We start from the raw sequence: 25,913 nt of genomic DNA, 5'->3' as shown, positions 1-25,913 counted from the left end.
CCGGCCTGTGTGCTCAGTCTAATAACCGCTGCCGACAGATCTGCGATACCCGTTTACGCCGCTGGCACAACCCAGGTGGAACAGCGCGACGCCGGAGCCCTCTTGCTCCGGCGTCGCCACTGACACGCCTTGTCAGGCGGTCGCATAACGATAATCAGTGAGTGCGCTCGTAGGCCTCGCGGATCTCATTGGAGACACGGCCGCGCTCCGACACCTCGTAGCCCTGGCTCTTGGCCCACTGACGAACCTCGTTAGCGGTCGGGCCCCCAGTGGGGCGACGACCACGAGTACGGCGGCCACCAGTACGACGAGCATGATCAACCCACAAGGACAGATCATCGCGCAGTTTGGAGGCGTTCTCGACGGACAGGTCAATCACATAGTTGACGCCATCAAGAGCGAAATTGACAGATTCCTCAGCTGGGCTTCCGTCCACATCATCAACAAGATCAACACGCACACGCTGTGCCATGGCATTCCTTTCAGGCTTGCGCCGCAGATACAACTTCGGCTTTTGACAACAGTTTATGTTCATGTCCACAAAAATCACAAGGCAGCTTCAGTTTTTTGCTGACGAATCGTTGTCGCGAAGATGCATCCGGGCGCACAATGCGGCATCCTCAAGATGTGTTCAGTGCCCCACGAAAGATCCTGTTCGTCGTCGGGTCGATGCCGTTAACGCATCCCCGTCAATCCCCAGATGACGACTCTGGTGGAGGATATGAGGTAACTCGACTCGATCTCGGGCGTCTTCACCCCAGCCGGCCGGGGCTCGTCACTATCGCCACAACTGTCGATGACGGTCTCATCACCTCTTCACGGATAAATATTGGCAACCTCCACCGCGGGGATGAAAAACTCTTCGAAGTTCGCGATTACCGACAGATTCCGATGCTTGCATCGCGTCATGACTGGACAGCTCCATTCATCGGCGAGACTGGCGCGGCTCATGCCATCGAGGAAGCGATGGGCATTACCATCCCCACTCGCGTGGCGTGGATACGAACCCTGCTTGCGGAGTTCAGCAGAATCACTTCACACCTCATATTTTTTGTCATGGGTAGGCCATCACTGTGATGATACCGACCTTGAAAATTCGATAGCTACGACTATTGAAAACGCCCGAAGAGTATGGCAGAGATGCTCTGGAAATCGCATCCATCCCATGATCACCCGTATCGGGGGGCTTCGGATCTATCCAGTCAGTGAATGGCAGCCCGCATTGGGCACGTGGCTCGACGAAGCTGATGCGCTTGTGCCGCGGCTGCATACCGCTCTTGGTGCCGCCACCGGCGTGCGCGGCGTGGCCGTCATCCCCGCGGATATGATCGATCGCTACGGCCTGTCAGGGCCCGTTTCCCGGGCCAGTGGAGTCGACCTAGACACCCGGAGGCGCGCCGCAGTCTACAACGAACTGAGTTGGCCTGACGTCGCTACAGATTCCCAGGGTGACGCCTACTCACGACTAACCACGCTATGTAACGACGCAATAGTGTCGTCGAGCCTGTGCCGTCAGATCCTCGACCGACTGCCGAGTGTGGACGGACCGCTGGAAACTCGTCTGCCGACCGCCATCAAGGCCCCTCGAGGACGCACCTGGACCACTATGGAAGCCCCCTGGGGACGCGCCGGATACCTTCTAGAGTCCCGCGGTGGTACGACGCCGTGGCGGATGGCTTTGCGCACCCCCACTTTCGCCAACGTTCAAGTCTTGGAGGCCGTGCTTCCCGGCACTCGGGTTGACGACGTCACGGCCGCCATCGCCTCCTTGGGATGGACACTGGGGGACCTCGATAAGTGAGCTCTGAAGCAACGACGTGGGGCCCAGCAAGGTAGCTGGGCCCCACGTCACTTGGCGGGCTGATTAAGGGTCAGGCCTGGCGACGGGCCTCGCGAGACTCATTGGACAAGCGCGGGAAAACAACCCGAGACAGATCAGCGATGGTCGCGTCGTTGCCGTCCCCCCAGATCTCTTCGGCGGTAGGGACGCCAGCATCAGTAACGGTGCGCAGGGTGGCCAGACGTCCAGAGCGGCCGTCAGCCAGCAGAGCATCGAGCTCCGTCTCCAGCTCGGTAATACGCATCTCGAGGGAAGTAACCTTCTTGTTACCAGCGGTGACCTTGTACTGCAAAGCGGCCTTGTCGCCACGGAGGGTCGATAGCTCATTCTCGGCGCGATCGAGCTTGGCACGGGTATCAGCCAGAGTCTTCGAGATAGAACCAACCCGGCGCGAGAAGGTGTCGATCATCTCCATGGACTCGGCGTGATGACGCTTCTCCTGCTCCGAAGCAGCGTGACGAAGCTCTTTGAGAGCGTCGAAGTGCATGTGGCGGATGGCATCAACTTGGCGCCACGCCATGAAAACAGAAACCCAAGCTCCCACCAAGGCAACGAGCACACCAGCCCGGACCACCCAAATGGAGGGGATCACTCCGCACACAACGGCAACAACCGTTGCCACAATGAGAATAGCGAGCACGCCTTTGCGCTCGCCAGTATCTTTTTCAACCCGTTTGAGATCATGCACGCCGCTCACGCGCATCATCATATCGTGCCTGGAGACCACAAGTACAGTCTGTGGTCAAGTACTAAATCCCGGCGAGTCGCGATCCTACCCGACGTCACCCCTCAGGACGTTTGTCGGGATCCTCGGGCCCCCTAGGAACCTTACAGGCATTCTCCAGAAACCATCCAGTCCAAGCCAAGACGGCGCAGGTGACAGCCGTGACCCCGCCAACAATAACACGTTGCCGCGGGTAGGGAATGTTGAGGTGCCACACGAAAGTCAGCACGTACACGATGCAAGCGCCGACAAACGCAGCACCAGACAAGGCGATCGCCTTGCCCAATGCCAGCGAGACGAGCCCTTGGCTCGCCTCGACCTCACGCTCTGGGTCAACAACCTTGGCACGGAAAACCCGGGCGTACCCCCACGTTGCGATGGCAGCGACAAGAATGACCACCGGCAAAGACCATGGCAGAATCGGCACGGTGGCGTCATTGATTTTGTAAATGCTCAGCGCGAACCATCCCAGGGCGGCCCCGCACAAAGCAGCCACGATGATGACTTTCCAATCGGTCGGAGCGAGGTTGCCCTGAGGATCGCCGCCGTCTCCAGATCGCCGGTCGTCATCCCACTCAGGTGGCAAGCTCCGTGTCATACATCCTCCTCGTCGTACCCGTGGTCCCATCTTCCCGCAACGGTGACCCCAGCCACGTCAATGCGACCCGGATAAGGCCTCACGGTATCGGCCAGCTTGTCGGCATCGAAGGAGTCCACTAGATCGGCGATCCGGCCATACCCGGGCAATTCCGCCTCAGGGTCGGCGTCACGCCACGGCACGAGGACGAAGGCGCGCTCATGCGCACGGGGGTGCGGGAGGGTCAATTCGTCGGTGGTGACGGTTTCGTCGCCGACACGAATGAGGTCAACGTCAAGGGTGCGGGGACCGTTCGGGATAGTGCGCTCGCGCCCATGGGCCTCCTCGATGACGTGAGCACGCTCCAACAAGACTGACGGAGGAAGATCACTTGTCGCGACGACGACGAGGTTGAGGAAGTCGTCCTGGTCCACTCCCCCGACGGCAGTGGTGACATAGACAGGCGAAACGACGACATCGTGGATACCGGGAGTTTCGGCGATCAGGCGGACGGCGTCTCGCAGATGGGCAAAGGGATCTTCCATATTGGACCCCAGGCTAAATACGGTTCTCACTCGGCATCCTTTCGGCACGTGACGGCCACGTCGTCGAGAGCAACCCCCACGGGGGCGTGTGGCTTATGGACGGTTACCTGGGCGGAGCGGACGCGCGGACTGATCGCGAGAACGGTGTCGGCGATCCTGCCAGCCAGGACTTCGATAAGACCCACCGGTTCCCCGGTGAGAATGTTGAGCACCTGCTGTGCGACTGTCGCATAGTTGACGGCGTGAGTGAGGTCGTCAGAGTCGGTGTCCATGTCGACGTCGAGGGTGACGTCGACGCTGAAAGGCTGCCCGAGTTCCCGCTCACTAGCAAGCACGCCGTGGTTCGCGTGGGCACGGATGCCCGTTAGGGTGATCTGTCCGTAGGCCATGACGGAAGATTACCTGTTTGCCACCATCAGGCTTGTCAACAATTGGGTAGGATACCGCATCAATAAGTGGCCAGATGTCAAGCAAGAACACGGGCGACGGTCTCCACGGCGTCCCGATTGGCCCGAACCTCGTGGGTACGCACACACCAGGCGCGATGAAGGGCGAAATAAGTCGATAAAGCCATAGTGCTCGCGTCGCGGTCGCGGGCCGGACGATCCTCCCCGTTGCGGGCAAGGAGTTGGCCCAGGAAGCGCTTCCGGCTAACCCCCCACAGGACCCGAAGGTCGGTGAATCCATCCTGGAAAGTGTCGACGGCGTCGATGAGCTGCCAGTTATGCTCAGCAGTCTTAGAGAAACCGATACCCGGATCGACAATGATGCGCTCACGGTCGATTCCGGCAGCCATGGCGGCGTCAACCTGCCGGGCAGTCTCAGAGATGACATCAGCGACCACGTCGTTATAGTCGACGAGATTCTGCATAGTGGCGGACTGACCTCGCCAATGCATAAGGACGTAGTCGACACCGGCGTCGGCGGCAACGTCGAGGATCTCCGGTTCAGCCTTGCCGCCAGAAACGTCATTGATAATGCTCGCTCCGGCCTCAACAACGGCTTTGGCTACCGAGGCGCGCATGGTGTCGACAGAAACGGTGACCCCGTCGGCAACCAGGGCTTTGACAACAGGCAGAACACGACGCAGCTCTTCGTCCTCGGGGGTGCGCTCGGTGCCCGGACGAGTGGATTCGCCACCGACATCGATGATGTCGGCTCCTTCGACGACGAGATCGCGGGCGTGGCGAATGGCTACCTCGGGATCGGCCCACATGCCTCCGTCAGAGAAGGAGTTAGGGGTGACGTTGATGACACCCATCACGAGCGTGCGGGCGGGATGCGGATGAGTGTTCGCGGGGTCCACGGAAATCACGACGGCAGTGTAGACCCGCCTGGGTGGATCCGACGGGGCGTCCTCACCTCCCGGTAATCAGCCCCATCGCCTCAGCTCGCGTCGCCGAGTTACGCAGGATCCCGCGTACCGCAGAGGTCACCGTCCGGGCTCCCGGCTTGCGGACACCTCTCGTCGTCATACACATATGCTCGGCCTCGACGACCACGATCACGCCGCGGGCGTCCAAGTGATCCACCAACGCGTCGGCCACCTGGGTCGTCAACCTCTCCTGCACCTGGGGGCGACGCGCATAGACCTCCACCAGCCTGGCGATCTTGCTCAGCCCCGTCACCCGGCCGTTCTTGGCCGGAATGTAGCCGACGTGCGCTACCCCGATGAAGGGCAGCAAGTGGTGCTCACACATCGACTGCAGCTCGATGTCACGCACCAGCACCATCTCGTCGTGACAGATGTCGAAGGTTGTTGCCAGCAGCTCCCCTGGGTCTTGGCTCAGCCCGCCGAACAGCTCCTCGGCAGCCTTAGCCACTCGCATCGGAGTATCGCGCAGGCCCTCTCGGTCGGGGTCCTCGCCGATCGCCAGCAGGAACTCACGGATAGCTGCCGCGGCACGCTCGCGGTCAACCGACAATTTCGTGGAACTCACAGCGGACAGCCTAGAACGACGGCCTGCCGCGATTGTGCGGCAGGCCGTTGATTATTAGGACCTAGGCGGGCTCCAGGGATTACCGCTAGACGGCGGCTGCGGGCCTTCACCCGGATTCGTCGGTCCAGGGCTCGGCGGCTCAGGTGGCTTGCCTCCCCCGACACTCGGCGGCTCCCAATCGGACGGCGGTTGCCACTCACCGGGGTTCTCCCCTGGCAGATCCCCACCCGGTTCAGGAGTCGGTGGGGCAATGACGCCACGGCGCGGAGCGTCGACCTGCGGAGCATCCTCTGCCACGCCAGCGACCTGCGGCGGCTTAACCGGCGGGATAGATGAGGGCACACGCCTGTCCGAACCGGTGAAAGCACCTCGCTCGGGCCAGCGTTTGAGCGACTTGAAAATCTCGGCGACGTCAGCCTTGCTCAGCGTTTCCTTGGCGAACAGCTGACGCACCAATTCGTCGAGCACCTCGCGGTTGGCGTCCAAGCAATCGAAAGCTTCCTGGTGGGCATTTTCAAGAAGTTCACGCACTTCGTCGTCAATAATCTTGGCAGTCTCGTCGGAGTAGTCACGCTGCTGTCCGGCAGTCATACCGAGGAAAGGCTCGGTATCCCCGGATCCCAGCTGTACGGTACCGACACGAGCCGACAGACCGTACTGGGTGACGAGGGCACGAGCCACCTTGGTGGCCTTCTCAATGTCGTTGGAGGCACCCGTCGACGGATCATGAAAGATGAGTTCCTCAGCCGCACGACCACCCATCATGTACGCCATCGAGTCCAACAACTCGCTGCGCGTCTGGGAGTACTTATCAGAGTCGGGCATGACCATCGTGTAACCCAGCGCCCGACCACGCGGCAGGATCGTGATCTTCTGCACCGGATCCGTACCGGGCATGGCCGCGGCCACCAGGGCGTGACCACCTTCGTGATAGGCGGTCACCAAGCGCTCATGCTCGTTCATCAGACGAGTCTTCTTCTGCGGCCCAGCGATAACACGATCGATAGCCTCATCCAACTCAGCGTTACCAATCACCGGCAGGTTGGCACGAGCCGTCAGCAATGCGGCCTCGTTGAGGACGTTAGCCAGATCAGCACCCGTCATGCCAGGGGTACGACGGGCAATCGACGCCAGGTCGACGTTGTCAGCCATGGGCTTACCGTGGGCGTGGACTTTGAGAATCTTAAGACGGCCATCGAGATCCGGGGCCTCTACTGCGATCTGACGGTCGAAGCGCCCAGGACGCAGCAGAGCCGGATCAAGAACGTCAGGGCGGTTCGTCGCCGCGATCAAGATGACGCCACCGTGGACGTCGAAGCCGTCCATCTCGACGAGCAACTGGTTCAGGGTCTGCTCACGCTCGTCGTGGCCGCCGCCCATACCGGCACCCCGGTGACGACCGACGGCGTCAATCTCATCAATGAAGATAATGGCCGGAGCGGCCTCCTTGGCCTGCTCAAAAAGGTCACGCACTCGGGAGGCACCAACACCGACAAACATCTCGACAAAGTCCGAGCCTGAGATCGAGAAGAACGGCACCCCAGCCTCGCCGGCCACCGCACGAGCCAAGAGAGTCTTACCGGTACCAGGCGGGCCATACAGCAGCACGCCCTTGGGGATCTTGGCCCCCACCCGCTGGAACTTCGCGGGCTCAGCGAGGAATTCGCGGATCTCCTGCAGCTCGTCGATCGCTTCCTGACAGCCAGCGACGTCGGCAAAAGTCGATTTGGGGGTGTCCTTACTGCCCACCTTGGCCTTGGATTTACCAAATCCCATGACGCCGCCGCGGCCGCCCATACCCTGTGCCGCATTCATGGCCCACAAGAAGAACAGCAGGATGATGATGAAGGGCAAGAAGTTGATGAGCAGAGCCTTCCAGATGCTCTGCCCGGGGTTCTCACCCTGCCACGACTTCAGCGTCTTCGCCTCGACCCGGCTGTTGAGCTTGTCAACGAGCTGATCGGACTGGTTACCAACCCAGTACGAGCGATATTTCTTGTTGTCGTTCTCCGTGATCTTGATGACCTGGTCACCGTCAGTCAGCGTGACGCTATCCAGCTTCTTAGAGCTGTTGATGATACTGACAGCCTCAGAGGTCGGGATGTCTTTGTACCCGTTCCCTGACCCGGCGAACTGTAAGAACACGATGATCAAGCCGATGCACAACAGGATCCAGATCAGAGGACCTTTGAAGATGCGGGACGCGTTTTTCATAGACTACCTAGAGGCATGATGGGTGGGACTCAGAGCGTCACGATACCAGCGCATGACAACAGTTAGCCCTCCTTGCCCCGTTCCGCAGCCAGCTCAGAGCAAAAAAGTCCATCGACACGGCGTCCCGGCTCGAGATCACGCGCCTCAAGACTTGTAGACGTGCGGTGCCAGCGTCGCCACATCCGTAAGGTTGCGGTACCTATCGGCATAGTCAAGGCCATATCCGACGACGAACTCGTTAGGGATATCGAACCCGACGTATTTGACATCCAGCGGGCAGGTAACAGCCTCCGGCTTGCGGAACATCGCCATAACCTCAATCGAGTTCGGATTGCGACTACGCAAGTTCTGCACCAAGTAGCTCAGCGTCAGCCCAGTGTCGATGATGTCTTCAACAATGAGGATGTCACGGCCATCGATGTCCTTGGTGAGATCCTTAAGGATGCGCACCACGCCGCTGGACTTAGTCCCAGCCCCGTAGGACGAAACAGCCATCCAGTCCATGGACATATGGGAGGTCATCGCGCGGCACAGGTCCGCCATCGTCATCACTGCGCCATTGAGCAGGCCAACCATAAGGATTTCTCGCCCGGCGTAGTCAGCGTCGATCTGGGCAGCGACCTCGCGGATACGGGAGGCCACCTGTTCCTCGGTGTACAAAACGTGGTCGAAATCTCCAGGAATGTCAGAAGCTCGCACGTGATCAGCCTAGCGACTCATGTGCCGTCACCGACGCCGGGTTAGATGCAGAGTCCCTTGTCTCACCTCGACACGGCCTCCCGGAACGTCCACACCAGCACCACCAGGCCCTTCCAACAGGCCCAAGACGGCGTCAACATGCACCATCCTCGCCTCCGGCAGCCATCCCTTGACAACACGGCGCGCCAGACCGACCTCAACCCCACGCAGACCGGGCAATTCGTTGGCGCTCACCTCGTGCTCATCCGCCCACATCCGGGCGACCCTGGCAATAACCTCGTCTTCCCCCGCCAACAACGTCGCGCTGCGAGCGAGGGAAGCTGCTACCTCCGGGCCCAGCACCTCTGTCATGACCGGCATGAGCTCCGTGCGTACCCGGGAGCGCAGAAACCGTGGATCCCCATTATGGGGGTCCTGCCACGGCTCGACCTCCCACTCCCGACATGCCTGCACCGTCTGGTCCCGTCGCACCTCTAACAGCGGATGCCAAAACTGGCCGGACCGCGGTCGAATACCTGCCAGCGACGTCGCCCCCGAGCCTCTCGCCAAAGACAGCAGCACTTGCTCGGCCTGATCGTCAAGGGTATGACCGAGCAGCACCGGCTCCTCCCCAGCAACGTCAAGCAGCGCTGCCCGACGAGCAGTCCGGGCCGCCGCCTCGGGGCCGTCAGGGTCATCGGCGTCAACGTCGACACGACGCACACAAGCATCCATGCCGCGCCTGGCCAGCAACTTCCGGGTCCGCTCGGCCACCTCGTCAGATCCCAGCTGCAATTGATGGTCGACAATGACGACCCTCACACCAGATCCACACCGACGCGACGCCCACCTCGATGCCAACGCCAAGGCCAGCGAGTCCGCCCCGCCCGAGCACCCGACGACGAAGCGATCAACCCCTCGCACCATCCGCTCGACGGCCTGGGCGACTGTCAGTGCTGCTGGCCCTAATTCACGTCGTGCCATCAGCGGGTACAGCCGCACCCGGCCACATTGCCGTAGACGACGTCGAGCCACGATCGGGCTCTGCCGTCAGTCTGATTGACGATGAAGGAAGCCACCAAAATTCGTCCGTCGGCGTCACGCAACCACCCCGACATCGAAATGACTCCCTGCAGACTGCCCGTCTTGGCGTGAACGACACCGCGTCCGGCTGCCGTGCTCGGATCCGAAAATCGCTTGTGCAAAGTCCCAGAAACCCGCCCCACTGGTACCGCATTCGCGACCGGCTGGAGCTTCAGGGTCGTCAGCGCCTTGCGCCAGGCACGAGACAGCATGGACGCGGTGATCCGATTGCCCTTTGACAACCCCGATCCATCCTGAACGACCGCACCATCCTGCCACACCCCCATGTTCTTGAGGTGCTGCTCGAGAGCTTGGGAACCACCAGCAAAGGTTCCCGGCTTGCCACTAGCAAGAGCCATCTGTCGGCTCAAAACCTCGGCGGCAGAGTTGTCTGACTCCTCCAGGGTGCGGGTGACGAGGTCCTCCACCGGAATCGACTGCACCGCCGCAATCTCCTTGGCAGATCCGTCAGCCTTGTGACGGGCAACCGATCCATTTACCGTGATCCCAGCGCTACGAAGTGAGCCAATGAAGGAGTTCGTGGCAAGTAGGGCAGGCGTCTTGCTGCGATTCCATGGGCTGTTGTTGATCATTCCCTCGTCGACCCACAATGACGTAATTGGAGTGACTTCCTCAGAGTAGTTGTCGACCGGCCAAGCCGCGTTCCAATCCGGTCCGGTAAACAGGGTGTCGTCGAAGTTGACGGTGACCTTCGTCGTCCCCGCCTTCTTAAGAGCCGCCGCCGTACGCTTGGCCAGGTCTTCCATCGACGGGTACTCGGGTTGCGTGGCCGAAGGCTTCGAGCGCAGGTAGGGGTCACCACCGCCGACCAGGGTCAGTGCAGACCCATTAGCAACGACCTTCGTCGTGTAACGATGCCCGGCGTCAGTGCAATCCAGCAGCGCAATCGCAGTAAGTACTTTGAGGTTCGAGGCTGGGGTCAGAAGGGAATCCTGACCCGACTGGTAGAGGACCTCGCCGGTCGCCGCATCCATAATGTCGGCACCCAGCACACCAGGGGCTGCACCTGCAGATTTGACGCGATTAGCGATCGTGGCCGCGATCGGCTTGGCCGACGGCGTCGTCGGCGCCGCTGCCGCGACAACCCCTCGTCCCGGTTGCACCGCCTGGGCGGTGTTACCGTCGTGGTGGTGAAAGATACCGCCTCCGGCCTGGCCCGTAGGTGACCCGCTCCGCAGGGCACTGACGATAACTGCAAGGACGACAATGACGGTCACTGCGACGCCGACCGTAACGGGTACCCATGCCGGCATGCGCCGCCGTGGTGCCGACGTAGCTGGTTTCGGCTTAGGTTGATCTGGGTGTGGCACGAAAAATCCCTCCTGCAAACGGATACAGTGTCGATCATCACCGTGTCCAATACAAGAAGAGGGGCCCCTCGTGACCGACGATTTCACTAACCCATTCCAGGGAGATCAGCCCGAGAGCTTGCATTTTGATGTGACGATCGAGATTCCACGTGGCAACAAGAACAAGTACGAGATGGATCATGAGACTGGTCGTATCCGTCTCGACCGCACCTTGTTCACCTCTACGCAGTACCCGTACGACTACGGATACATCGAGGGCACTCTCGGCGAGGACGGCGACCCGCTGGACGCCCTTGTCCTGCTGACGGAACCCACGTTCCCGGGCTGCCTCATCGAATGCCGCGCACTGGCTATGTTCCAGATGCAAGACGAGATGGGCGGCGACGACAAGGTGCTGTGCGTGCCCGCGGATGACCCCCGCCGTGCCGGCCTCACCGACCTTGACGACGTTGGCAGCATGACCCTCATGGAGATCGAGCACTTCTTCACGGTCTACAAAGACCTGGAGCCCGGAAAGTCGGTTGAGGGAGCCACCTGGACCGGTCATGACGAGGCTGAGGCCGAGATCCTGGCTTCCTTCGAGCGCGCCAAGGGCACCTCCTACGAACACCCGCAGACCGCCTGATCGGCTCGCGCCCCGGTACCGCCCCGACTGCGGGCCGCGAGTCGTGATGTCATAAGCGTTTGGCACCCGCATTGCTGCGGGTGCCAAATACTGTTCATGACACAATGTCATCCATGTCCGAATCCCTGGTCCTGCTTGCCCCTGCGGCAAACCACGTCTATGCCGGGCAGGCGGGACGACTGTGCGCCGCAGAGCTGTCCCTCACCTGTCCCACCGCCACATCAGTTGCCCCGGTGACCGTAGCCGGAGTCGAGTACCTGTCGGTTCGCAGCGAGGGTCCCCTCCAGCCGGCCGACCTGGCCGCGGTGGCGGGATCCTCGGCAGCTCTGGCCTGTTTTGAGTACCGCGGTGACCTGCTGGCTCCACTCGAGCTGCCGGCGCTTGACGTCCTGGATGAGGACCTCGTCACCATCCCGAAGTACCGGGGCAAGACCAATGAGCAGTTCACCCGACTACTGCTCAACCTCACTCTCGCCAGTCTGGAAGGCCGCTGCGCAACCCGTCGTGACGAGGGCCAACGGCTAGCTGTCCTCGACCCGCTGGCCGGGCGCGGCACGACGCTGGGATGCGCCTGGAGGGCCGGACACAACGGCTTCGGTGTCGAGCAGGACGCCAAAGCCGTCGAGGCGCTCGCTGCACACATCACCACGTGGCTGCGTCGCAAACGCCTCAAGCACAGCTGCGGCACGCATCCAGTGCGACGTAACGGCCATTCGCTTGGCAAGCGGTTCGACGCTGAGGTGCGCCTGCCGAAGGCAGAACCTTTGACTATGGGTGTTTTTACTGGCGACGCCGTCGATTCGGCAATGTTGTGGGGCCGCAAAACCTTCGACGCCATCGTCACCGACGCTCCCTACGGCGTAGTGCATGGCTCCCACAGCGGAACGACTCGACGTCGCTCTCCTACCGAGCTGTTAGGCGAGGCCATCCCGGTATGGGCTGGGCAGCTGCGTCACGGCGGCGCGCTAGGTATGTCGTGGAACACCCTAGGTTTGTCTCGAGAGCACCTGGTAGCGACTCTGTCTGCCGCTGGCCTGACACCGCTTGACGATGACTTGTGGCGTCAGTTCAGCCACCGCGTCGATTCGGCAATACACCGCGACCTCATCGTCGCTGTCAAAGCCTGAACCGGCCTCGGCTCGGGTCCCGAAGCGTTCAGCAGGTAGTTACGCGCCTCGTCACCGTTAGCGGCATGCCACCATCGTCAAGCTACGGCAACGACGGGGTGCAACGATAGATCCATGCACACGCTATTCCTCATGAGACACGCACAGCCGGCATCCCATGCTCCGGGTGGAGATCGGGAACGTCCACTCACCGACGTGGGACGGCGTCAGGCCCGCGAGGTCGGTGAGCGGTTAGGGCTGCGCAATGTGGGACACGCTCTAGTATCCGACGCGCTACGAACCCGCCAAACCTGGGACTGCCTCCAACTAGATTGCCCGGTCGAATTCATGCGAGCCCTCTACTACTGTGACACTGACACTATGCGTCAGCGCATCGGAGAAATCGGTGACGATGTGGATAACCTGCTCATCATCGCCCATGCTCCGACGATCCCCGGACTGGCAGCGCAACTTGCCGCTATGAGTGGCGCCGAGGATGAAGTCGGCTGTTGGTACCCGCCCGCAACCCTCACCGAGGTGGAAGTCGACGGCGCGTGGGCTGACCTCACTAACGAACACTTCGACAAGGTGCGGCTCGCTGGAGTTCAGCGCCCGATGTGATTTCAGGATCTGCGCTCTCAGCGCAGAATGTGAACTTCCGCGGCAATGCCACCAGTGCAGACGGTGTAGGTCTCCTGCGTCTTGCACTTCATGGTGTAGTCCTTGCCCGTCACTGGGCTATGGGCCTCCACCTCATAGTCGCCCTGGGCGCCCGGCGGGATGGCAGCAGCCACCTGAAGGGCGAATGGGCACGATGTCGCGCCAACTGCACCAACCGACGAGGAACAGATGGTGTCTCGATCAGGCAGCTTATCAGCCACCTGACGAGCGCTCGATGCCGGAGACTGCGGGCTCGATGGAGCTGGGCTTGATGGGACTGGATTCGATGACGCGGGCGAGGTTGTCAGGAAGCTCGGGGTGGCGTTGATCGAGGTCGCCCCCATCTGCGGGTCCTCCGAGGAAGACTGCTCGGGCTGTGAGCTGACCGACGGGGTCGCGACCGAAACAGGCTCGCCACCTGATCCCCCCTTGATGCCGCCAGCAAATAGCAGCACAGCTCCCAGAACAATCAGCACTAATAAGCCCACCACTAAACCAATCAGCACGTTGCGGTGACGCGAGGAGTCATCTGAAGGTAGCGGCGGGTACGCCACGGCTGGCGCCGACGGCGGCGGCGGAGGGGTAAAGACGGGATTTTCAGGAACCGTCGCCATCGCCTGGGTGCGCTCAGCCTCTGGGTCACGGAACCAATCGTCGGGCATCTGGTAGTCCCCCGGATCCCCGTCTTGCCCTTGCGGAGGCTGCTGCCACCCCAGCTGGCTAGTGGGAGTCCATTGCTGAGTCGGCATCGAGTCCTGAGCCTGCCACTGCTGGGTTGGCATGGAGTCCTGCCACTGCTGAGTTGGCATCGAGTCCTCCCGGTCCAGTGGTTCTGAGGGCGTTTGCACCCGGGGGATCTCCCGCGTCGGGAACTCCCCCTCGCCCACCGGGCTCTCGACACGCGTCTCGTCACCGGAACCGGGATAAGTCATGCGCACAGCACCGGGTAAACGCAAGTTCAGTCCGCACTGATGGCAGGCTGCATCGTGCGCACCCACCTGGGTGCCGCATCGCGCACAAAACATTCTCATCTCCGTCCATGAGTGGCTGCTCAAGGATAGGGCATCCTTCGCCCTGTCACATTGCCGCTACCCCTGTGGCGCGATTCGCCGCAGAGATCAGTGGCCTGGTCTTTGAGTTGCGAGCCGACTCACAAAAGGTCGACGGCCTCCTGAGCAGCACGAGCACCAGCGCGCAGCGCACCCTCCATATAGCCGTTGAAGGAAGAGGCGTATTCAGCTCCGGCGAAAAGTACCCGCCCCAGCGGCTCGGCAAGGATCGGCCCCGTGGTCGTCCATAGGCTGGGAGCGAAGTGGGCTCCGTGGCACCCGCCGGTATAGGGCTCAGCGAGCCAGTCGCGGTCAAGGTACTCGATCGGCGAGTTAGGGGCCTTACCGAAGGCCGACTCGACGACCTCTTCGAAAGCGCGTTGACGCAGGCCGACCGAAAGCTTCCCGTAGCTGGAAGCCTCGGTGCCTTCGAAGAAGCCCATCAGGATGCCCTTGCCGGTCTCGTCGTCAGACGTATCGAAAACGACGCGGACAGCGCCCTCGTCAGCACCCATCTGGCCGGAAGCACCAGAAGTTCGCCACCACGGGCTGTCGTAGACCAGGTAGGCCTTGATGACATTGCCGGCCGGCACCTTGTCGGCCAACTCGAGGCGCTCGGCAGGCAACGCTGGCTCAAAATTAATGCCCTTAAGCAGCCGTGGCGGCACGGTGACGATGACGCTACGCCCCTGGTAGGCCGTGCCGTCGACAGTGGTGACGGTGACGCCATCGTCGTCACTATGAACGGATCGGACCGGGCTAGAAAGTTTAAGATCGTCACCGAGACGCTCGGCGAGATTGCAGGCAACCTGAGCAACCCCGCCCTTGACGCGCTGCTGCTTGAGCCCGCCGTTGACGGCGACGAAAGACTCCAAGTCCACACCGGCGTTGGCCTTAGCCAAACCGTCAACAAGGGTGGTGTCATCGGGAGAGACACCAAAGGCTCGACCGAAGAGGTCCATGATGTAGCCGCGACCAGCGTCGGTACGAACGTTCGAGACTGTCCACTGGTTCAGCGACTGGCTCAGCCAAGTAGCATTAGCAGCCGCCCAGCCCTTGTTATTGGCAACACGATCAGCCAGACGACGGAACCTCAGCAGCCCTTGACCGAGGTCGGCCAATTCGAAGGGGCTGAGAGAATGAGCCGACGGCCCGGACGAATTCGTCACGTGCGAGACCCTGCCCCTGGCCTTGACGACGACGTCACCGTCAGTGGAATCAACTAGTTCCAGCCCCTGTGAGGAAAGGAGAGAGCGAAGTTCCTCATGCCCTTCTCCAACCCACTGGCCCCCCAGTTCAACGACCTGTCCGTCGGACAACTCGGCGTTCTCCAACCGACCGCCTACCCGAGCTCGAGCTTCCAGGACCACCACCGAGTGTCCTGCGGATGCGAGCTCTTCAGCAGCCGTGAGTCCGGCTAGACCCGCGCCAATGATGATGCTGTCGTACATGCGTCCCCTTGCAATTCCGCTGGACGGACCGAACCGTATCGCCGGACCGTAACCGATGAATCGTGGTGAGTTGATCGTACCTGGCGTGGATGACGGGCTGAGCGTCGGCCCTGCCCGATCGGCAAGTTCGACCCCTTCGGACGAGCGGTCGCAAGTCGGGTTTGAGCGGACCGCTACGGTACCTTGTCAGCGATGCTTTCCCAGTTCAACGCCTGCCTACCCGAAATCTTTCGCGCCATCGACCTCACCGGTGTACTCCTCAACGGAGTGCTGGGAGGTCGGCTGGCCCGTATTAAGCGTTTCGACGCTGTAGGTTTCTGCGTCTTAGCAATTACTAGTGCTCTGGGCGGCGGAATGGTTCGCGACATCCTGTTAGGAGCTGCTCCCCCAGTAGCTCTCACCGATCCTCGCTACCTGACAGTCGCTCTAGTTGGAGCTGGCGTGGCGATGCTGTGGAAGCTGGAATCCCGCCCCTGGCGCATCGCGCTCATCCTCGCTGACGGCATGGTGCTGGGATGTTGGGCAGCTACCGGGGCGCTCAAAACCCTGACTGCGGGCTTCGGCATCATGCCGGCCCTGTTACTGGGGCTCATGACAGCCGTCGGTGGCGGAATGATTCGTGACGTCTGCGCTGGGAACGTGCCGCAAGTCTTCGGTGGCAACCACCTCTATGCCACTCCGGCGTTGGCCTCAGCCGTCGTCATGGTGGTGGCACAAAAGTGCGGTTACGGATCCTTTGGGATGGTGCTCGCGACCCTGGTCGGGCTAGGGTTCACAGCTTTGGCGCATCACCGCCGATGGGTGCTACCCCAGAACTCAGAATGGACCTTGCAGTTGTCGTCCTCCCAAGTGCAAAAGTTGTTGCGCGTTCGGGCCGCACGGCGTGCAGAAAAACTGGGTGCACGTCAGGACGTTCAGAAAAGAGACACCGAAAATCCACAGAATCCAGAGGAATAGGGGAACAGTTGTCGGACCCGCTCTGGAGCCAACTACGGGAATCGAACCCGTGACCTACGCTTTACGAGAGCGTCGCTCTACCGACTGAGCTAAGTTGGCACGCCTGCCGCAGCAGGCCGGAGCAACTATACCGGCACAACTACCACTTCACGAAACCAACACACTTCTTGGTGGAACACCACACGCCTCACACTCGTCGTCGGCTCGCGATAGCGTCTTTGTGTGACCAACGACAACGCACATACCGCCCATCAGATGGGATCAGAGGTCGACGAGGTTGCCGACCACCACTGGGATGCCATGGTGGCGTCCAGCCCTACGCTCGCTACCGCGCTCGGCCTGGATCTTAACCAGGACGAATACGACGATTTGTCCCCTGCCGGGCTGGATGCCCAATACCGTCTCACCATGGACACCCTCGACCGACTCGACCAGGCCATGCCCGCCGACGACACTGATCGGGTCACCGTCTCGGCGATGCGCGCCAGCCTGGGTTTAGACGCAGAAAGTCACGACAAGGGCTACGATCTCCTTTCTCTCAACGGCATCGCGTCGGGAATCCACACGATCCGTGAGGTCTACGACGCCATGCCAACCGAGACTCCCGACCAGGTCTCGACGGTCGCACGTCGCCTTCATGCCACCGGCCCGGCGCTGGACGGCTGGCTGGAGAGCCAGCGCGCCGCCGTCGACGCCGGAACCCCGCCAGCTGTCCGCCAGGTCAACCTCCTCGTCGAGCAGATCACCGCATGGACCTCCGACGGTGGATTCTTCGATGACTACCTCAAACGAACCACATCCCGTCAGCTACCCGACTCTGTGCAGACCGCACTCGCTGAAGGTATCGACGCGGCCAAGGCGAACTTCCGCCGCACCGCCGAAACCCTCTCCTGCGAGATTGCCCCGCTAGCTACCGAAACCGACGCCGTCGGCATCGACCGCTACCGACTGGCGTCCCGCCAGTTCGTCGGCACCACCGTCGACCTCGCCGAGACCTACGAGTGGGGCAAACAGGAGCTCGCCCGCATAGAACAGCTGCAGCGCGAAACAGCTGAACGCATCCGCCCAGGAGCGAGCGTCAAGGAGGCCATGTCCATCCTCGACGCCGATCCCGCCTACCAGATCACTGGCACTGCAGCCCTCAAAGCCTGGATGCAGGAGCGCGCGGACGAAGCCATCTCCTCCCTGGATGGCACCCACTTCGAGGTCCCCACCCAAGCCCGTCGCATCGAGGGCATGATTGCTCCCACCCATGACGGCGGCGTCTACTACACCCCGCCTTCTGACGACTTCTCCCGTCCTGGCCGGATGTGGTGGTCGGTGCCTGAAGGAGTCGACACTTTCACCACGTGGCGTGAGCTGACCACCGTCTACCACGAGGGCGTTCCGGGCCACCACCTGCAGACGTCGTCGGCCATCGCAGCTCGTAACGAGCTCAACTCGTGGCGACGCAACTACTGGACGTCAGGTTACGGCGAGGGCTGGGCTCTCTACGCTGAATGGCTGATGGCCGGCCTCGGCTACATGAATGATCCCGGCCACTTCATGGGCCTGCTCGACGGGCAGTCCATGCGTGCCGCCCGCGTCGTCCTCGACATTGGACTGCACTGCCAGTTCACTGCCCCTGAAGAGGTCGGTGGCGGCGAGTGGGACTGGGACAAGGCCTGGACGTTCTTCAACAACCACGTCGCTATGGACGAGGGATCTGCCCGCTACGAAGTCAACCGCTACTTCGGCTGGCCCGGACAGGCACCGTCCTACAAGCTCGGTGAACGCACCTGGCTGGAACTGCGCCAGGCCGCGAAGGCTAAGGATCCAAACTTCGATCTTAAAGAGTTCCACACCACGGCGCTGCGGATGGGAGCTCTGCCATTAGACGTGCTGCGTCGAGCGATACTGTCCTAGCCGGGTTCTGGGACTTTTGCGGGAGGGGGATGCAATTAAGGATTGCGCACGCACAGGGCCCCGACGTACCCCGTATCGTGGCTCAACTCGTGGCGTACCGACACCCGGGTCAGCCCCTGAGGACACTGCGACGAAGGCCTGACAACGTCTTTAACGTACCGGGCACCGTTCTGGCGGCACCCCACCGTCCGAATACGCCCATCGTCAACTCTCGCGCCCACCAGGACGCACCGCCCGTCTACAGCTTTGAGATCGTTCCACGCATGTGAACGCCACGCCCACTCCAGCGCGAGCAAAATGCCCGCGAGCAGGGCAAGGCCCACAACGCGCACCACAATGCCGATGACGTGGCGCTGGCCCAAGGTCATGAGCGATCCCTCCTCACGAAAACAAGGGTAACGACGCTTCCCAAACCTCCCGACGATCGCGCACGTTTATCCTCGGCACGTCGCTCAAAATAGGTCAGGTAACGGCGTATCAACACACCGTGTTGCCCTTGGGGGTCTTTCCGTCGTTGACGTACCCCTCAACAGCCTTCTTCACGCATTGGTTACCCAGCTCCCACGCGGAATGACCGGATCCTCGCCACGTCAGCAACACACCGGACTTAAGCTGATCAGCCATCCACTTGGCCTGCTCATAAGGGGTCGCAGGATCACCGGTAGCTCCCAACACCAGGATTGGCGCTGCTCCCTGAGCAGTCAGGTACAACTGGGGGGCCGGGTGAGCCGTCCATACCTCACAGGTTGGCGTCTCACCCAGTGCTTTACCCAATGTCGGGGCCTTCGCTACCTCCTTGGGCCACTTCTGACGCGCGTGCTTCAGACCAAAATCAGCCTGGTCGAGACACGAGATCGCGGGGAAAGCCGAAGCGATCGTCTCCCATTTACCGTCTTTGCCACGTCCATTGAGGAGATCAGAGGCCGTCAAAAGGTAGCTGGCATCACGATTCTTCATGGCCCCAACGAGGGAAACGAGCAGGTACGAATAGGCCTCCTTACCCGAATACAGGAACAAGGCGATCCCGGTGCCCGCCAGGCTCTGCGTCAGTTCTCGGTCCTTAACCTTCATGGGATGAGCATCGAGACGGTCCAAGAAGTTCAATGTCGCTTTACGAACCTCAGCCTCGCTTGTTCCCAAAGCGCAGCGTTTCCCTTGTTTGGCACACCACTTCGCAAAATCACCAAAAGCTCGATCGAATCCAACAATTTGGCTGACGGTGTCGTGATTCGTGATGTTCACCGTCGAGTCCAGCACCATGTGTCCGACGCGGCCTGGGTACAACTCGGCGTAGGTAGCACCGAGGAAGGTGCCATACGAAATGCCGAGATAATCAAGCTTCCTATCCCCCACCAGATACCTCAAGTAGTCGAGGTCACGAGCGGTGTCGATCGTCGAGACGTGGTCCAACAGCTGCCCCGAGTGTGCTCGACAACTTTGCGCAAAGTTCCTAGCACCGTGGACAAGCGCATTCCACTCAGCCTCGTTGTCAGGGGAGGCATCCAGGTTGAACAGGTCATCCATCGCTTTTGCCGGGCCGCAATCGACGTGAGTCGACGCCCCCGTACCGCGTAAATCCCACCCAATGACGTCATGGTTAGGGAAAGCCGATGACTGGAAGGAATTCACCATTTCCTGGCCGGAACCACCCGGGCCGCCGGGATTAACGAAGAGGGTCGCCTTGGCAGCACCCTCAGCCGGTTTGCGCTTGAGCGCCAACGTAATTGCTGGGCCGTCCGGGTCATCCCAGTCCAACGGCACCGGAATATCTGCGCACTGGAACTTTCCACAGCTGTGCCAGGAAATCTTGCGCGACAGGTACCGCTTCATTCCTTTACCAGCAGGTGCCTTGCCGAAAATTTTGTCGCCTCCGGCTGGGTGCATGGTCTGCCGATCGGGGCTCTCCGGGCCTTCCATAAGGGCGTGTGCCTTCGGGTTAAAAGAGGCTACCGGCGGATTGGCGTCGACCTTACCCACAGCTGGTGTGACCGAGGCTGTCACTGACGGCGAGGCACTCGACCGATCCCCTGACTGCCGACCCGTCGAGGCCGACTGGGTAGACCCAGACTCCTTAGAGGTACATGCGGTAACAGTGAACAGGGAACTGGCCACCAAAGCCGCCGCAATCATGCGTCGTCGCGAATCGCGTCGTGTCATTGAGCTCCTCCTGGGGGTCAGGCGTCCTTATGTTCCTGGTGCCGCCTGCGAGAACACGCCGACACCAGCGGACATCCCGAACCATCCGGGACGCGGGCCTCTCCGAGGGCAGCCTCAAAATCAGCGTAATAAGGCGACTCGTAACGCAGGCAACACATGAGTTTGCCGCATGCCCCGGTCACGACCAAGGGGTTAGAGGCCATTCCTTGCTCATTGACAAGACGATTTGGCACCGTCAACCGCTCGGGCAGGAAGGTCGAACAGCACAACGAACGACCGCACACCCCGACTCCACCGACGACCCTAGCCGTATCGCGACCGCGAAGCTGACGCAGATCAATTCTGGCGTGTAGCCGCCCAGCAAGGGGGCCAACGATGGTCGCAAACTCCACTCGGTGTGGGGCGCGAAAATACACCGCGATGACACGGCCGCCATCGGACTCGACGAGGTCGACCGCCAAGACCTCCATGTCGACGCCCAGATCCTCAACAGTGCGCCGGGCAGTCTCCAAGATCTCGGCTCGGTTGCGTCGATCACGCGCTGCAGCAGCAACTGCAGCATCGTCAGCTACCCCAGGGCACGTCGGTAACTTCCCGTCGAGATCAACCTCTTCAGGGCCCCACACACACCGGCACACCAGTGGCCCATCCGGGGTGGGATATAACAACCACGAACCCACCTCGACGTCGAGAGCCCCGACGTCGAGGTGGAAAAGTTGACCGTATTCGCGGAAGGCGACCGCTGCGACTCGGCTCAGTAGCCGACCTCCTCTGCCTTAGCAGCAGCACGGCTGTGCCGATAGGCGGCGTCAATGGACCACCCGCCGGCACCCAGGAAGAGCAACAGCGCACCGCAACCAGCCAGCAGTAGCTCCAGCTCACCCTTGAAGCCCATCGTCTTGAAGATGGCGAAACTGCCCCAGAAGATGAAGGCCAACGCCAGCACCGTGATCGCGATGACGCCGGCTCCCGCGACACGGGTAAACAGGCCAAGAATGATGCACACTGCGGCAACGCACTCGCAGATGCCCAGCACCCACACGCCGGTCTGGGCGTATCCGCTGGGCAACGGAAGGGTTTGTACCGCGCGCAAGGTGAGGTCTCGCTGGGTGAGGTGCTGGAATCCGTGAACCCCAAGAACCCCGCCCACGATGAGGCGGAACAGGAACAGACCCAGCGACGCCATGGCCTTATCGGTGGTGCGCATAGGGGCCGGTTCAGCAACCGGCTCCGGCTCAGGCTCAGCATGGGCAGCGCGTCGCTGACGCTCGGCCTCGATGGCCTGACGGTCGGCGCGCTCACGGGCACGCTGCTCAGCTAGTTCGCGACGACGGCGCTCCTCCTTGAACTCGCGATCGTCCACAACACGAGTCGTCTCAGAGTCAGGACGGAAAACGTCGTCGTCGATGACGCTGGTGCGCTGCGAGTCCACTGAGTCACTAGGGTTGATGACCTCAGTGGGGTTGGCATCGGCATCCACACGGGAGGCCCCCGTCCGGATGACCCGGGTCGTCTCGGCGTCGGTGGAGTCCGCTGCAGTCCTCTTGATCGCCTTGCTCACGCTCAATCCTCACGACTTGGGGACCGCACCGAGGATACGGCGCGGCACACTCACACTGTGCCACGAAACTCGCTGCCACAGCGACGCAACACACCGCTGTTATTCACTTCGTCACTTGACAGGCGGTTTCACCACCGGGCATGGTCCGCTCCCGTCATAGCGATAAGGAGAGTTTCCATCACCAGCAGCGGGGTGACGCCGCGTTCTAGACTATTGCGCGCCGCAAGAATCGCATCGATCGTGGCAACGGTGTGCTCAGGACTGTGCGAGTCTGCTACCCGATGAAGGGCCCCTGACCAGCCAGCGTTGACAAGGCGAGCACCTCGTAACGCGTTTTCCTCCTCAGGACGCACGGCACCGGTTTGGATAGCCAGCACATCACGATGGTAAGCCGTCAGCTCCGTCAAAACGCGATCCAGGGCATCACGCTGTAACCGTTTCAATCGCGCGGATTGCTGCTTTTCAAGGTCCCGCATAGCAGCTTGAGCATTGCGCGGTCGTGCACCAGAGGAGCCAAATCCCAAAGCTTTCTCCAGCTCGGCCCGCTCGGCCGAATCAACCTGTGCGGTAGCGGCTGCGGCTTCCTCACTGGCCTGATTAACGAGGTCCTCGGCTGCTTGCAAGCAGTCCCCCAGACTCCGCAACCGGGTAGGAAGCTCACCAATGGCACTGCGTCGGGCTCGAGCCTCCTGATCACTAGCCAGGCGCCGCGCCCGCCCGATGTGACCTTGACCAGCGCGAGCAGCTTCGGCAGCCAGCTCCGGGGCAATCCCGTCGCGCCGCACGAGTAAATCTGCCACAGCCTCATCGCGCGGAGTAGCCAAGTGAAGGCGTCGACACCTCGACCTAATCGTGACAATGACATCCTCAGGAGTAGGGGCACACAGCAGCCAGACGGTCTTCGGCGCAGGCTCCTCGATGGCCTTGAGTAGGGCGTCAGCCCCACGCTCAGTGATGCGGTCCGCATCTTCGACGACGACAACCTGGTGACGCCCATGGACCGGATTCATCGCCGCTCGACGGACCAATTCACGCACCTCGTCGACACCAATAGACAGTGCCTCCGTGCGCACCAGAGTGACGTCAGGATGGGCTCCTGACAAGGCAGTTCGACAGGCGTTGCACTGCCCGCACCCATGGTCGACGCACTGTAGGGCAGCTGCAAAGGCTTTCGCGGCATTCGACCGACCCGATCCAGGCGGGCCCGTAATAAGCCACGCGTGACTCATCGCATGAGAGGAGCGCCCCGGCTGGGACTCGGTAGCACGACGCAGTACCCCGACGGCCTTCTCCTGACCCACGAGATCGGCCCACACGCCGGTCAACACATCACTCACAAGATCATCGTTGCAGATCAGCCCGACACCGCAACGTTCGATTCCTCACCGATTGAGCAGTCCAGCCACGCGACAACGGATGACCTCACTGATCTCCTTACGAGTCTTCCGCGCGTCGAGCACAAGGTACCGCTGCGGGTGGGCTGCAGCGAGATCAAGGAAATACTGACGCACCCGAAGGTGGAACTCGTCACCAGCAGCTTCCAGACGATCCTTGGCAGCGATCTTGCCGGCCCCTTCGCACGGATCGACGTCGAGCAGAACCGTCAAATCCGGCACCAGGCCGGTCGTCGCCCAGCTCGCGAGCTGGCCAACCTCGGCAGGATCGAGGACCCTACCCGCCCCCTGATAAGCGATAGTCGAATCAACGTAGCGGTCGCACACGACGACCTTGCCCTTTTTCAGGGCTGGAATGACAACCTCGTCGACGTGTTGAGCCTTATCGGCGTTGTACAGCAGAGCCTCGGCACGCGAGGAGATCGGTCCCGAGTCAGGAGAAAGCACCAGCTCTCGGATCCGCTGCCCAAGCCAGGAGTCTCCAGGCTCGCGAGTCATCAGATGGGGGATCCTCTCAGCCGTCAGCCACTGCTCGAGCAGTCGGGACTGGGTCGTCTTACCAGCACCGTCTCCACCCTCGAAAACAACAAATACTCCGCCTAGATCGCGGCCAGCCACCGTCTGTTGATCAGTCATGGATAGCCTTCAGGATCTTGCGACGATGCTGTTGCCAGTCGTCCTTAAACGACTGTCGGGCCGCAGACAACGACGCCCACGCGCGTTCGACCTCACGTCCGGCCTCAAAAGCTTCCTGAGGAGACATTTCAGAGACGTCAACAACCTCGGTCACGCTGCGCTTAGTCGGGGCTATCTCTTTGACGACGGGGCGCAGCCGCTTAGCTAGCTTTTCAGCACGACCAGTGTCGAGGATTCCGGCGACCGCTGCTGCGTGGCGAACCGCGGCCTCGGCTGTTGACCATCCCTGTACATCCTCAACGTCATCGCACTTGGTTACTGCATCAGTAACCGATTTCCGGAGCATGCGCTTCATAGTGGGACGGGCAGGCTGATCAGGATTAACGGTAAGACGCGGGGACCGCGCCGCCGCCGTGATCTCCTCGAGCAACTGGTAATACTCCCGAGGAAGGTTATGAATACTGACATGACGGGGATCCAGATCCATCACCCGCAAACACAAGCTCTGGGCACGTTCGACCCACGCGTGATCAAGCAGACCCGACATTGCGTCCAGGGCCTCCGATAGCGCCCGAATCTCCTCCTGAAGCGGCCGAATAGACCCGTGGCGCCCGTCGTGGATGCTCGGAACCGACGTCGTCACCGGGTCGTATCCCATCCCCACCAGATCAGTGCGATCGGGTGACTCCGGAAGAACGCGCGGCTCCGTTCGCGTGGTCTCGGTGGGGCCTAAATCCATTCCCTGGCAACGAGCCGCCAGATCGGCCTCGATGACGTTGCGCAAATGTCCGGCTAGCTGAGCCGATACCCACGTCTGCACCCCCGCGCCATCATGAAGGTGCGGACGCGGATAATCGGTCAGCGCGCCAGCCCCCGGGCCGAGACGTCGCAAGACCGAAGGGTGCCGGGAGACTGGCACGCCGTCCAGAGCCAGAATCCGGCTAGTGAGCCACTCCCGCTGCCCCTCTGTCAGCCCCCGCCGTGGGGTGATCGTCAACTCACGAACCCGCGATGTCGTCACCCCCGACTGGACGACGGCGATGCGGTCGTCTCGGATGAGAGCCAACTTAGTGGAGTCGGGTGCCTCCAGGCTCGTCTCGTTGCGTTCCCAGGACAAAGCCGCGACCGGGCAAAGAGTCGCCCCGCGCAGGAAAGGACGGGCCAGGCAGGTGAAGTCTTGCGGCAGTTCACCGGCGGCGTCGAGGGCTACTGACCGGGCCACCGGCAGCCATGGGGACCACTCCGGGGCGTCCATGTACCACTCCCCCAACCCGTCCACGACACGATGGGCGACGACAATCCCCGACCTCAGCAGCCGGTGGTCCGGGGAGTCCAGCAAGGTGACCTCGCATTCGATGGTCCGACGGGCCCCGACGGCGGCAACGGAAGTGCGCAGGTCGGCTGGAACCGGTCGAGCAGCCGTCCACGCCAACTCGAAGTACAACGGTTCGGTGCTGCCCGAACGCCAGCCCGTCATCAT

General features: G+C 61.5%; 25 protein-coding genes, 1 tRNA gene and 1 pseudogene. 6 read left to right on the top strand and 21 right to left on the bottom strand.

Annotated elements, in window-relative coordinates:
• Positions 1 to 154 precede the first annotated feature (154 nt).
• Complete coding sequence (locus tag A5483_RS01660; RefSeq protein ID WP_002549482.1) at positions 155 to 472, bottom strand: histone-like nucleoid-structuring protein Lsr2; 318 nt, start codon at positions 470 to 472, stop codon at positions 155 to 157.
• Positions 473 to 609: 137 nt separating this feature from the next.
• Between A5483_RS01660 and A5483_RS01655 the strand changes: the two are divergent.
• Positions 610 to 1,801, top strand: a pseudogene (locus A5483_RS01655) (NADH-quinone oxidoreductase subunit D-related protein).
• Positions 1,802 to 1,871: 70 nt separating this feature from the next.
• On the opposite strand, the gene A5483_RS01650 reads toward A5483_RS01655, so the two are convergent.
• The 10 genes from A5483_RS01650 to dacB all read right to left on the bottom strand — a co-directional run bounded on the left by A5483_RS01650 (position 1,872) and on the right by dacB (position 10,875).
• Positions 1,872 to 2,549: a hypothetical protein gene (locus A5483_RS01650; protein ID WP_002549456.1), complete on the bottom strand. Its 678-nt coding sequence runs from the start codon at positions 2,547 to 2,549 to the stop codon at positions 1,872 to 1,874.
• A 73-nt stretch (positions 2,550 to 2,622) separates the two neighbouring features.
• The gene (locus tag A5483_RS01645; RefSeq protein WP_063810811.1) at positions 2,623 to 3,162 is read right to left on the bottom strand and encodes a DUF3180 domain-containing protein; all 540 of its coding nucleotides are present in this window, start codon (positions 3,160 to 3,162) and stop codon (positions 2,623 to 2,625) included.
• Complete coding sequence (gene folK / locus A5483_RS01640) at positions 3,159 to 3,716, bottom strand: 2-amino-4-hydroxy-6-hydroxymethyldihydropteridine diphosphokinase (protein WP_082863961.1); 558 nt, start codon at positions 3,714 to 3,716, stop codon at positions 3,159 to 3,161. The genes A5483_RS01645 and folK overlap by 4 nt, the downstream gene beginning before the upstream one ends.
• Positions 3,713 to 4,075, bottom strand: a complete 363-nt coding sequence (folB, locus tag A5483_RS01635) for a dihydroneopterin aldolase (RefSeq protein WP_063810810.1) — start codon at positions 4,073 to 4,075, stop codon at positions 3,713 to 3,715. The genes folK and folB overlap by 4 nt, the downstream gene beginning before the upstream one ends.
• A gap of 77 nt (positions 4,076 to 4,152) precedes the next feature.
• Entirely contained in the window at positions 4,153 to 5,001 is an 849-nt protein-coding gene (gene folP, locus A5483_RS01630; protein WP_063810809.1) for a dihydropteroate synthase, read from the bottom strand.
• A gap of 43 nt (positions 5,002 to 5,044) precedes the next feature.
• The gene (gene folE, locus A5483_RS01625) at positions 5,045 to 5,626 is read right to left on the bottom strand and encodes a GTP cyclohydrolase I FolE (protein WP_063810808.1); all 582 of its coding nucleotides are present in this window, start codon (positions 5,624 to 5,626) and stop codon (positions 5,045 to 5,047) included.
• Between the two features lie 54 nt (positions 5,627 to 5,680).
• A complete protein-coding gene (gene ftsH, locus A5483_RS01620) occupies positions 5,681 to 7,840 on the bottom strand; it encodes an ATP-dependent zinc metalloprotease FtsH (RefSeq protein WP_063810807.1) in 2,160 nt (719 codons plus the stop codon).
• Between the two features lie 144 nt (positions 7,841 to 7,984).
• A complete protein-coding gene (hpt, locus tag A5483_RS01615) occupies positions 7,985 to 8,539 on the bottom strand; it encodes a hypoxanthine phosphoribosyltransferase (protein ID WP_002549574.1) in 555 nt (184 codons plus the stop codon).
• A gap of 27 nt (positions 8,540 to 8,566) precedes the next feature.
• The gene (tilS, locus tag A5483_RS01610) at positions 8,567 to 9,502 is read right to left on the bottom strand and encodes a tRNA lysidine(34) synthetase TilS (RefSeq protein WP_063810952.1); all 936 of its coding nucleotides are present in this window, start codon (positions 9,500 to 9,502) and stop codon (positions 8,567 to 8,569) included.
• Positions 9,502 to 10,875: a D-alanyl-D-alanine carboxypeptidase/D-alanyl-D-alanine endopeptidase gene (gene dacB, locus A5483_RS01605; RefSeq protein WP_063810806.1), complete on the bottom strand. Its 1,374-nt coding sequence runs from the start codon at positions 10,873 to 10,875 to the stop codon at positions 9,502 to 9,504. The genes tilS and dacB overlap by 1 nt, the downstream gene beginning before the upstream one ends.
• Positions 10,876 to 11,002: 127 nt before the next feature.
• Here dacB and A5483_RS01600 point away from each other — a divergent pair, with 127 nt between their 5' ends.
• From A5483_RS01600 to A5483_RS01590, 3 genes are all read left to right on the top strand, one after another.
• Positions 11,003 to 11,557 carry an inorganic diphosphatase gene (locus A5483_RS01600; protein WP_002549556.1) on the top strand — a complete coding sequence of 185 codons (555 nt, stop codon included), beginning with the start codon at positions 11,003 to 11,005 and terminating at the stop codon, positions 11,555 to 11,557.
• Between the two features lie 113 nt (positions 11,558 to 11,670).
• A complete protein-coding gene (locus tag A5483_RS01595) occupies positions 11,671 to 12,684 on the top strand; it encodes a TRM11 family SAM-dependent methyltransferase (RefSeq protein ID WP_063810951.1) in 1,014 nt (337 codons plus the stop codon).
• Positions 12,685 to 12,798: 114 nt separating this feature from the next.
• The gene (locus A5483_RS01590) at positions 12,799 to 13,284 is read left to right on the top strand and encodes a SixA phosphatase family protein (RefSeq protein ID WP_042842914.1); all 486 of its coding nucleotides are present in this window, start codon (positions 12,799 to 12,801) and stop codon (positions 13,282 to 13,284) included.
• Between the two features lie 17 nt (positions 13,285 to 13,301).
• Here A5483_RS01590 and A5483_RS01585 read toward each other — a convergent pair whose 3' ends face one another.
• Both A5483_RS01585 and A5483_RS01580 read right to left on the bottom strand, forming a co-directional pair.
• Positions 13,302 to 14,255 carry a hypothetical protein gene (locus A5483_RS01585; protein ID WP_063810950.1) on the bottom strand — a complete coding sequence of 318 codons (954 nt, stop codon included), beginning with the start codon at positions 14,253 to 14,255 and terminating at the stop codon, positions 13,302 to 13,304.
• 218 nt (positions 14,256 to 14,473) lie between these two features.
• Positions 14,474 to 15,823 carry a flavin monoamine oxidase family protein gene (locus A5483_RS01580; RefSeq protein WP_002549567.1) on the bottom strand — a complete coding sequence of 450 codons (1,350 nt, stop codon included), beginning with the start codon at positions 15,821 to 15,823 and terminating at the stop codon, positions 14,474 to 14,476.
• Positions 15,824 to 16,015: 192 nt separating this feature from the next.
• Here A5483_RS01580 and A5483_RS01575 point away from each other — a divergent pair, with 192 nt between their 5' ends.
• Positions 16,016 to 16,780 carry a trimeric intracellular cation channel family protein gene (locus tag A5483_RS01575; protein ID WP_002549670.1) on the top strand — a complete coding sequence of 255 codons (765 nt, stop codon included), beginning with the start codon at positions 16,016 to 16,018 and terminating at the stop codon, positions 16,778 to 16,780.
• A gap of 23 nt (positions 16,781 to 16,803) precedes the next feature.
• Here A5483_RS01575 and A5483_RS01570 read toward each other — a convergent pair.
• Positions 16,804 to 16,879, bottom strand: a tRNA-Thr gene (locus A5483_RS01570).
• A 156-nt stretch (positions 16,880 to 17,035) separates the two neighbouring features.
• Here A5483_RS01570 and A5483_RS01565 point away from each other — a divergent pair.
• The gene (locus A5483_RS01565) at positions 17,036 to 18,685 is read left to right on the top strand and encodes a DUF885 domain-containing protein (protein WP_063810949.1); all 1,650 of its coding nucleotides are present in this window, start codon (positions 17,036 to 17,038) and stop codon (positions 18,683 to 18,685) included.
• A 35-nt stretch (positions 18,686 to 18,720) separates the two neighbouring features.
• Here A5483_RS01565 and A5483_RS01560 read toward each other — a convergent pair whose 3' ends face one another.
• The 7 genes from A5483_RS01560 to A5483_RS01530 all read right to left on the bottom strand — a co-directional run bounded on the left by A5483_RS01560 (position 18,721) and on the right by A5483_RS01530 (position 25,913).
• Positions 18,721 to 19,053, bottom strand: coding sequence for a hypothetical protein (locus tag A5483_RS01560; RefSeq protein WP_063810805.1), 333 nt, complete (start codon positions 19,051 to 19,053; stop codon positions 18,721 to 18,723).
• Positions 19,054 to 19,162: 109 nt separating this feature from the next.
• Positions 19,163 to 20,602 carry an alpha/beta hydrolase gene (locus A5483_RS01555; RefSeq protein ID WP_176607891.1) on the bottom strand — a complete coding sequence of 480 codons (1,440 nt, stop codon included), beginning with the start codon at positions 20,600 to 20,602 and terminating at the stop codon, positions 19,163 to 19,165.
• 257 nt (positions 20,603 to 20,859) lie between these two features.
• The gene (gene ricT, locus A5483_RS01550) at positions 20,860 to 21,522 is read right to left on the bottom strand and encodes a regulatory iron-sulfur-containing complex subunit RicT (RefSeq protein WP_002549543.1); all 663 of its coding nucleotides are present in this window, start codon (positions 21,520 to 21,522) and stop codon (positions 20,860 to 20,862) included.
• A 74-nt stretch (positions 21,523 to 21,596) separates the two neighbouring features.
• Positions 21,597 to 22,403, bottom strand: a complete 807-nt coding sequence (locus tag A5483_RS01545) for a DoxX family protein (RefSeq protein WP_002549612.1) — start codon at positions 22,401 to 22,403, stop codon at positions 21,597 to 21,599.
• A 128-nt stretch (positions 22,404 to 22,531) separates the two neighbouring features.
• Complete coding sequence (locus tag A5483_RS01540; RefSeq protein ID WP_002549524.1) at positions 22,532 to 23,740, bottom strand: DNA polymerase III subunit delta'; 1,209 nt, start codon at positions 23,738 to 23,740, stop codon at positions 22,532 to 22,534.
• A gap of 45 nt (positions 23,741 to 23,785) precedes the next feature.
• Complete coding sequence (tmk, locus tag A5483_RS01535; RefSeq protein ID WP_063810804.1) at positions 23,786 to 24,433, bottom strand: dTMP kinase; 648 nt, start codon at positions 24,431 to 24,433, stop codon at positions 23,786 to 23,788.
• A complete protein-coding gene (locus A5483_RS01530) occupies positions 24,426 to 25,913 on the bottom strand; it encodes a hypothetical protein (RefSeq protein ID WP_063810803.1) in 1,488 nt (495 codons plus the stop codon). The genes tmk and A5483_RS01530 overlap by 8 nt, the downstream gene beginning before the upstream one ends.

It is taken from the genome of Cutibacterium namnetense, assembly GCF_001642025.1.
GTDB lineage: Bacteria > Actinomycetota > Actinomycetes > Propionibacteriales > Propionibacteriaceae > Cutibacterium > Cutibacterium namnetense.
This window is presented reverse-complemented; position numbering and strand designations above follow the sequence as displayed.

Bases quoted from the DNA above. Each gene is read 5' to 3' on its own strand.
- tmk (WP_063810804.1), bottom strand. From the start codon at position 24,433: ATGACTGATCAACAGACGGTGGCTGGCCGCGATCTAGGCGGAGTATTT.
- A5483_RS01595 (WP_063810951.1), top strand. From the start codon at position 11,671: ATGTCCGAATCCCTGGTCCTGCTTGCCCCTGCGGCAAACCACGTCTAT.
- ftsH (WP_063810807.1), bottom strand. From the start codon at position 7,840: ATGAAAAACGCGTCCCGCATCTTCAAAGGTCCTCTGATCTGGATCCTG.
- A5483_RS01580 (WP_002549567.1), bottom strand. From the start codon at position 15,823: ATGTACGACAGCATCATCATTGGCGCGGGTCTAGCCGGACTCACGGCT.
- tilS (WP_063810952.1), bottom strand. From the start codon at position 9,502: ATGGCACGACGTGAATTAGGGCCAGCAGCACTGACAGTCGCCCAGGCC.
- A5483_RS01560 (WP_063810805.1), bottom strand. From the start codon at position 19,053: ATGACCTTGGGCCAGCGCCACGTCATCGGCATTGTGGTGCGCGTTGTG.
- A5483_RS01590 (WP_042842914.1), top strand. From the start codon at position 12,799: ATGCACACGCTATTCCTCATGAGACACGCACAGCCGGCATCCCATGCT.
- A5483_RS01530 (WP_063810803.1), bottom strand. From the start codon at position 25,913: ATGATGACGGGCTGGCGTTCGGGCAGCACCGAACCGTTGTACTTCGAG.
- A5483_RS01585 (WP_063810950.1), bottom strand. From the start codon at position 14,255: ATGACTTATCCCGGTTCCGGTGACGAGACGCGTGTCGAGAGCCCGGTG.
- folB (WP_063810810.1), bottom strand. From the start codon at position 4,075: ATGGCCTACGGACAGATCACCCTAACGGGCATCCGTGCCCACGCGAAC.
- A5483_RS01650 (WP_002549456.1), bottom strand. From the start codon at position 2,549: ATGATGATGCGCGTGAGCGGCGTGCATGATCTCAAACGGGTTGAAAAA.
- A5483_RS01645 (WP_063810811.1), bottom strand. From the start codon at position 3,162: ATGACACGGAGCTTGCCACCTGAGTGGGATGACGACCGGCGATCTGGA.
- A5483_RS01565 (WP_063810949.1), top strand. From the start codon at position 17,036: ATGGGATCAGAGGTCGACGAGGTTGCCGACCACCACTGGGATGCCATG.
- dacB (WP_063810806.1), bottom strand. From the start codon at position 10,875: ATGCCGGCATGGGTACCCGTTACGGTCGGCGTCGCAGTGACCGTCATT.
- A5483_RS01575 (WP_002549670.1), top strand. From the start codon at position 16,016: ATGCTTTCCCAGTTCAACGCCTGCCTACCCGAAATCTTTCGCGCCATC.
- A5483_RS01660 (WP_002549482.1), bottom strand. From the start codon at position 472: ATGGCACAGCGTGTGCGTGTTGATCTTGTTGATGATGTGGACGGAAGC.
- A5483_RS01555 (WP_176607891.1), bottom strand. From the start codon at position 20,602: ATGGAAGGCCCGGAGAGCCCCGATCGGCAGACCATGCACCCAGCCGGA.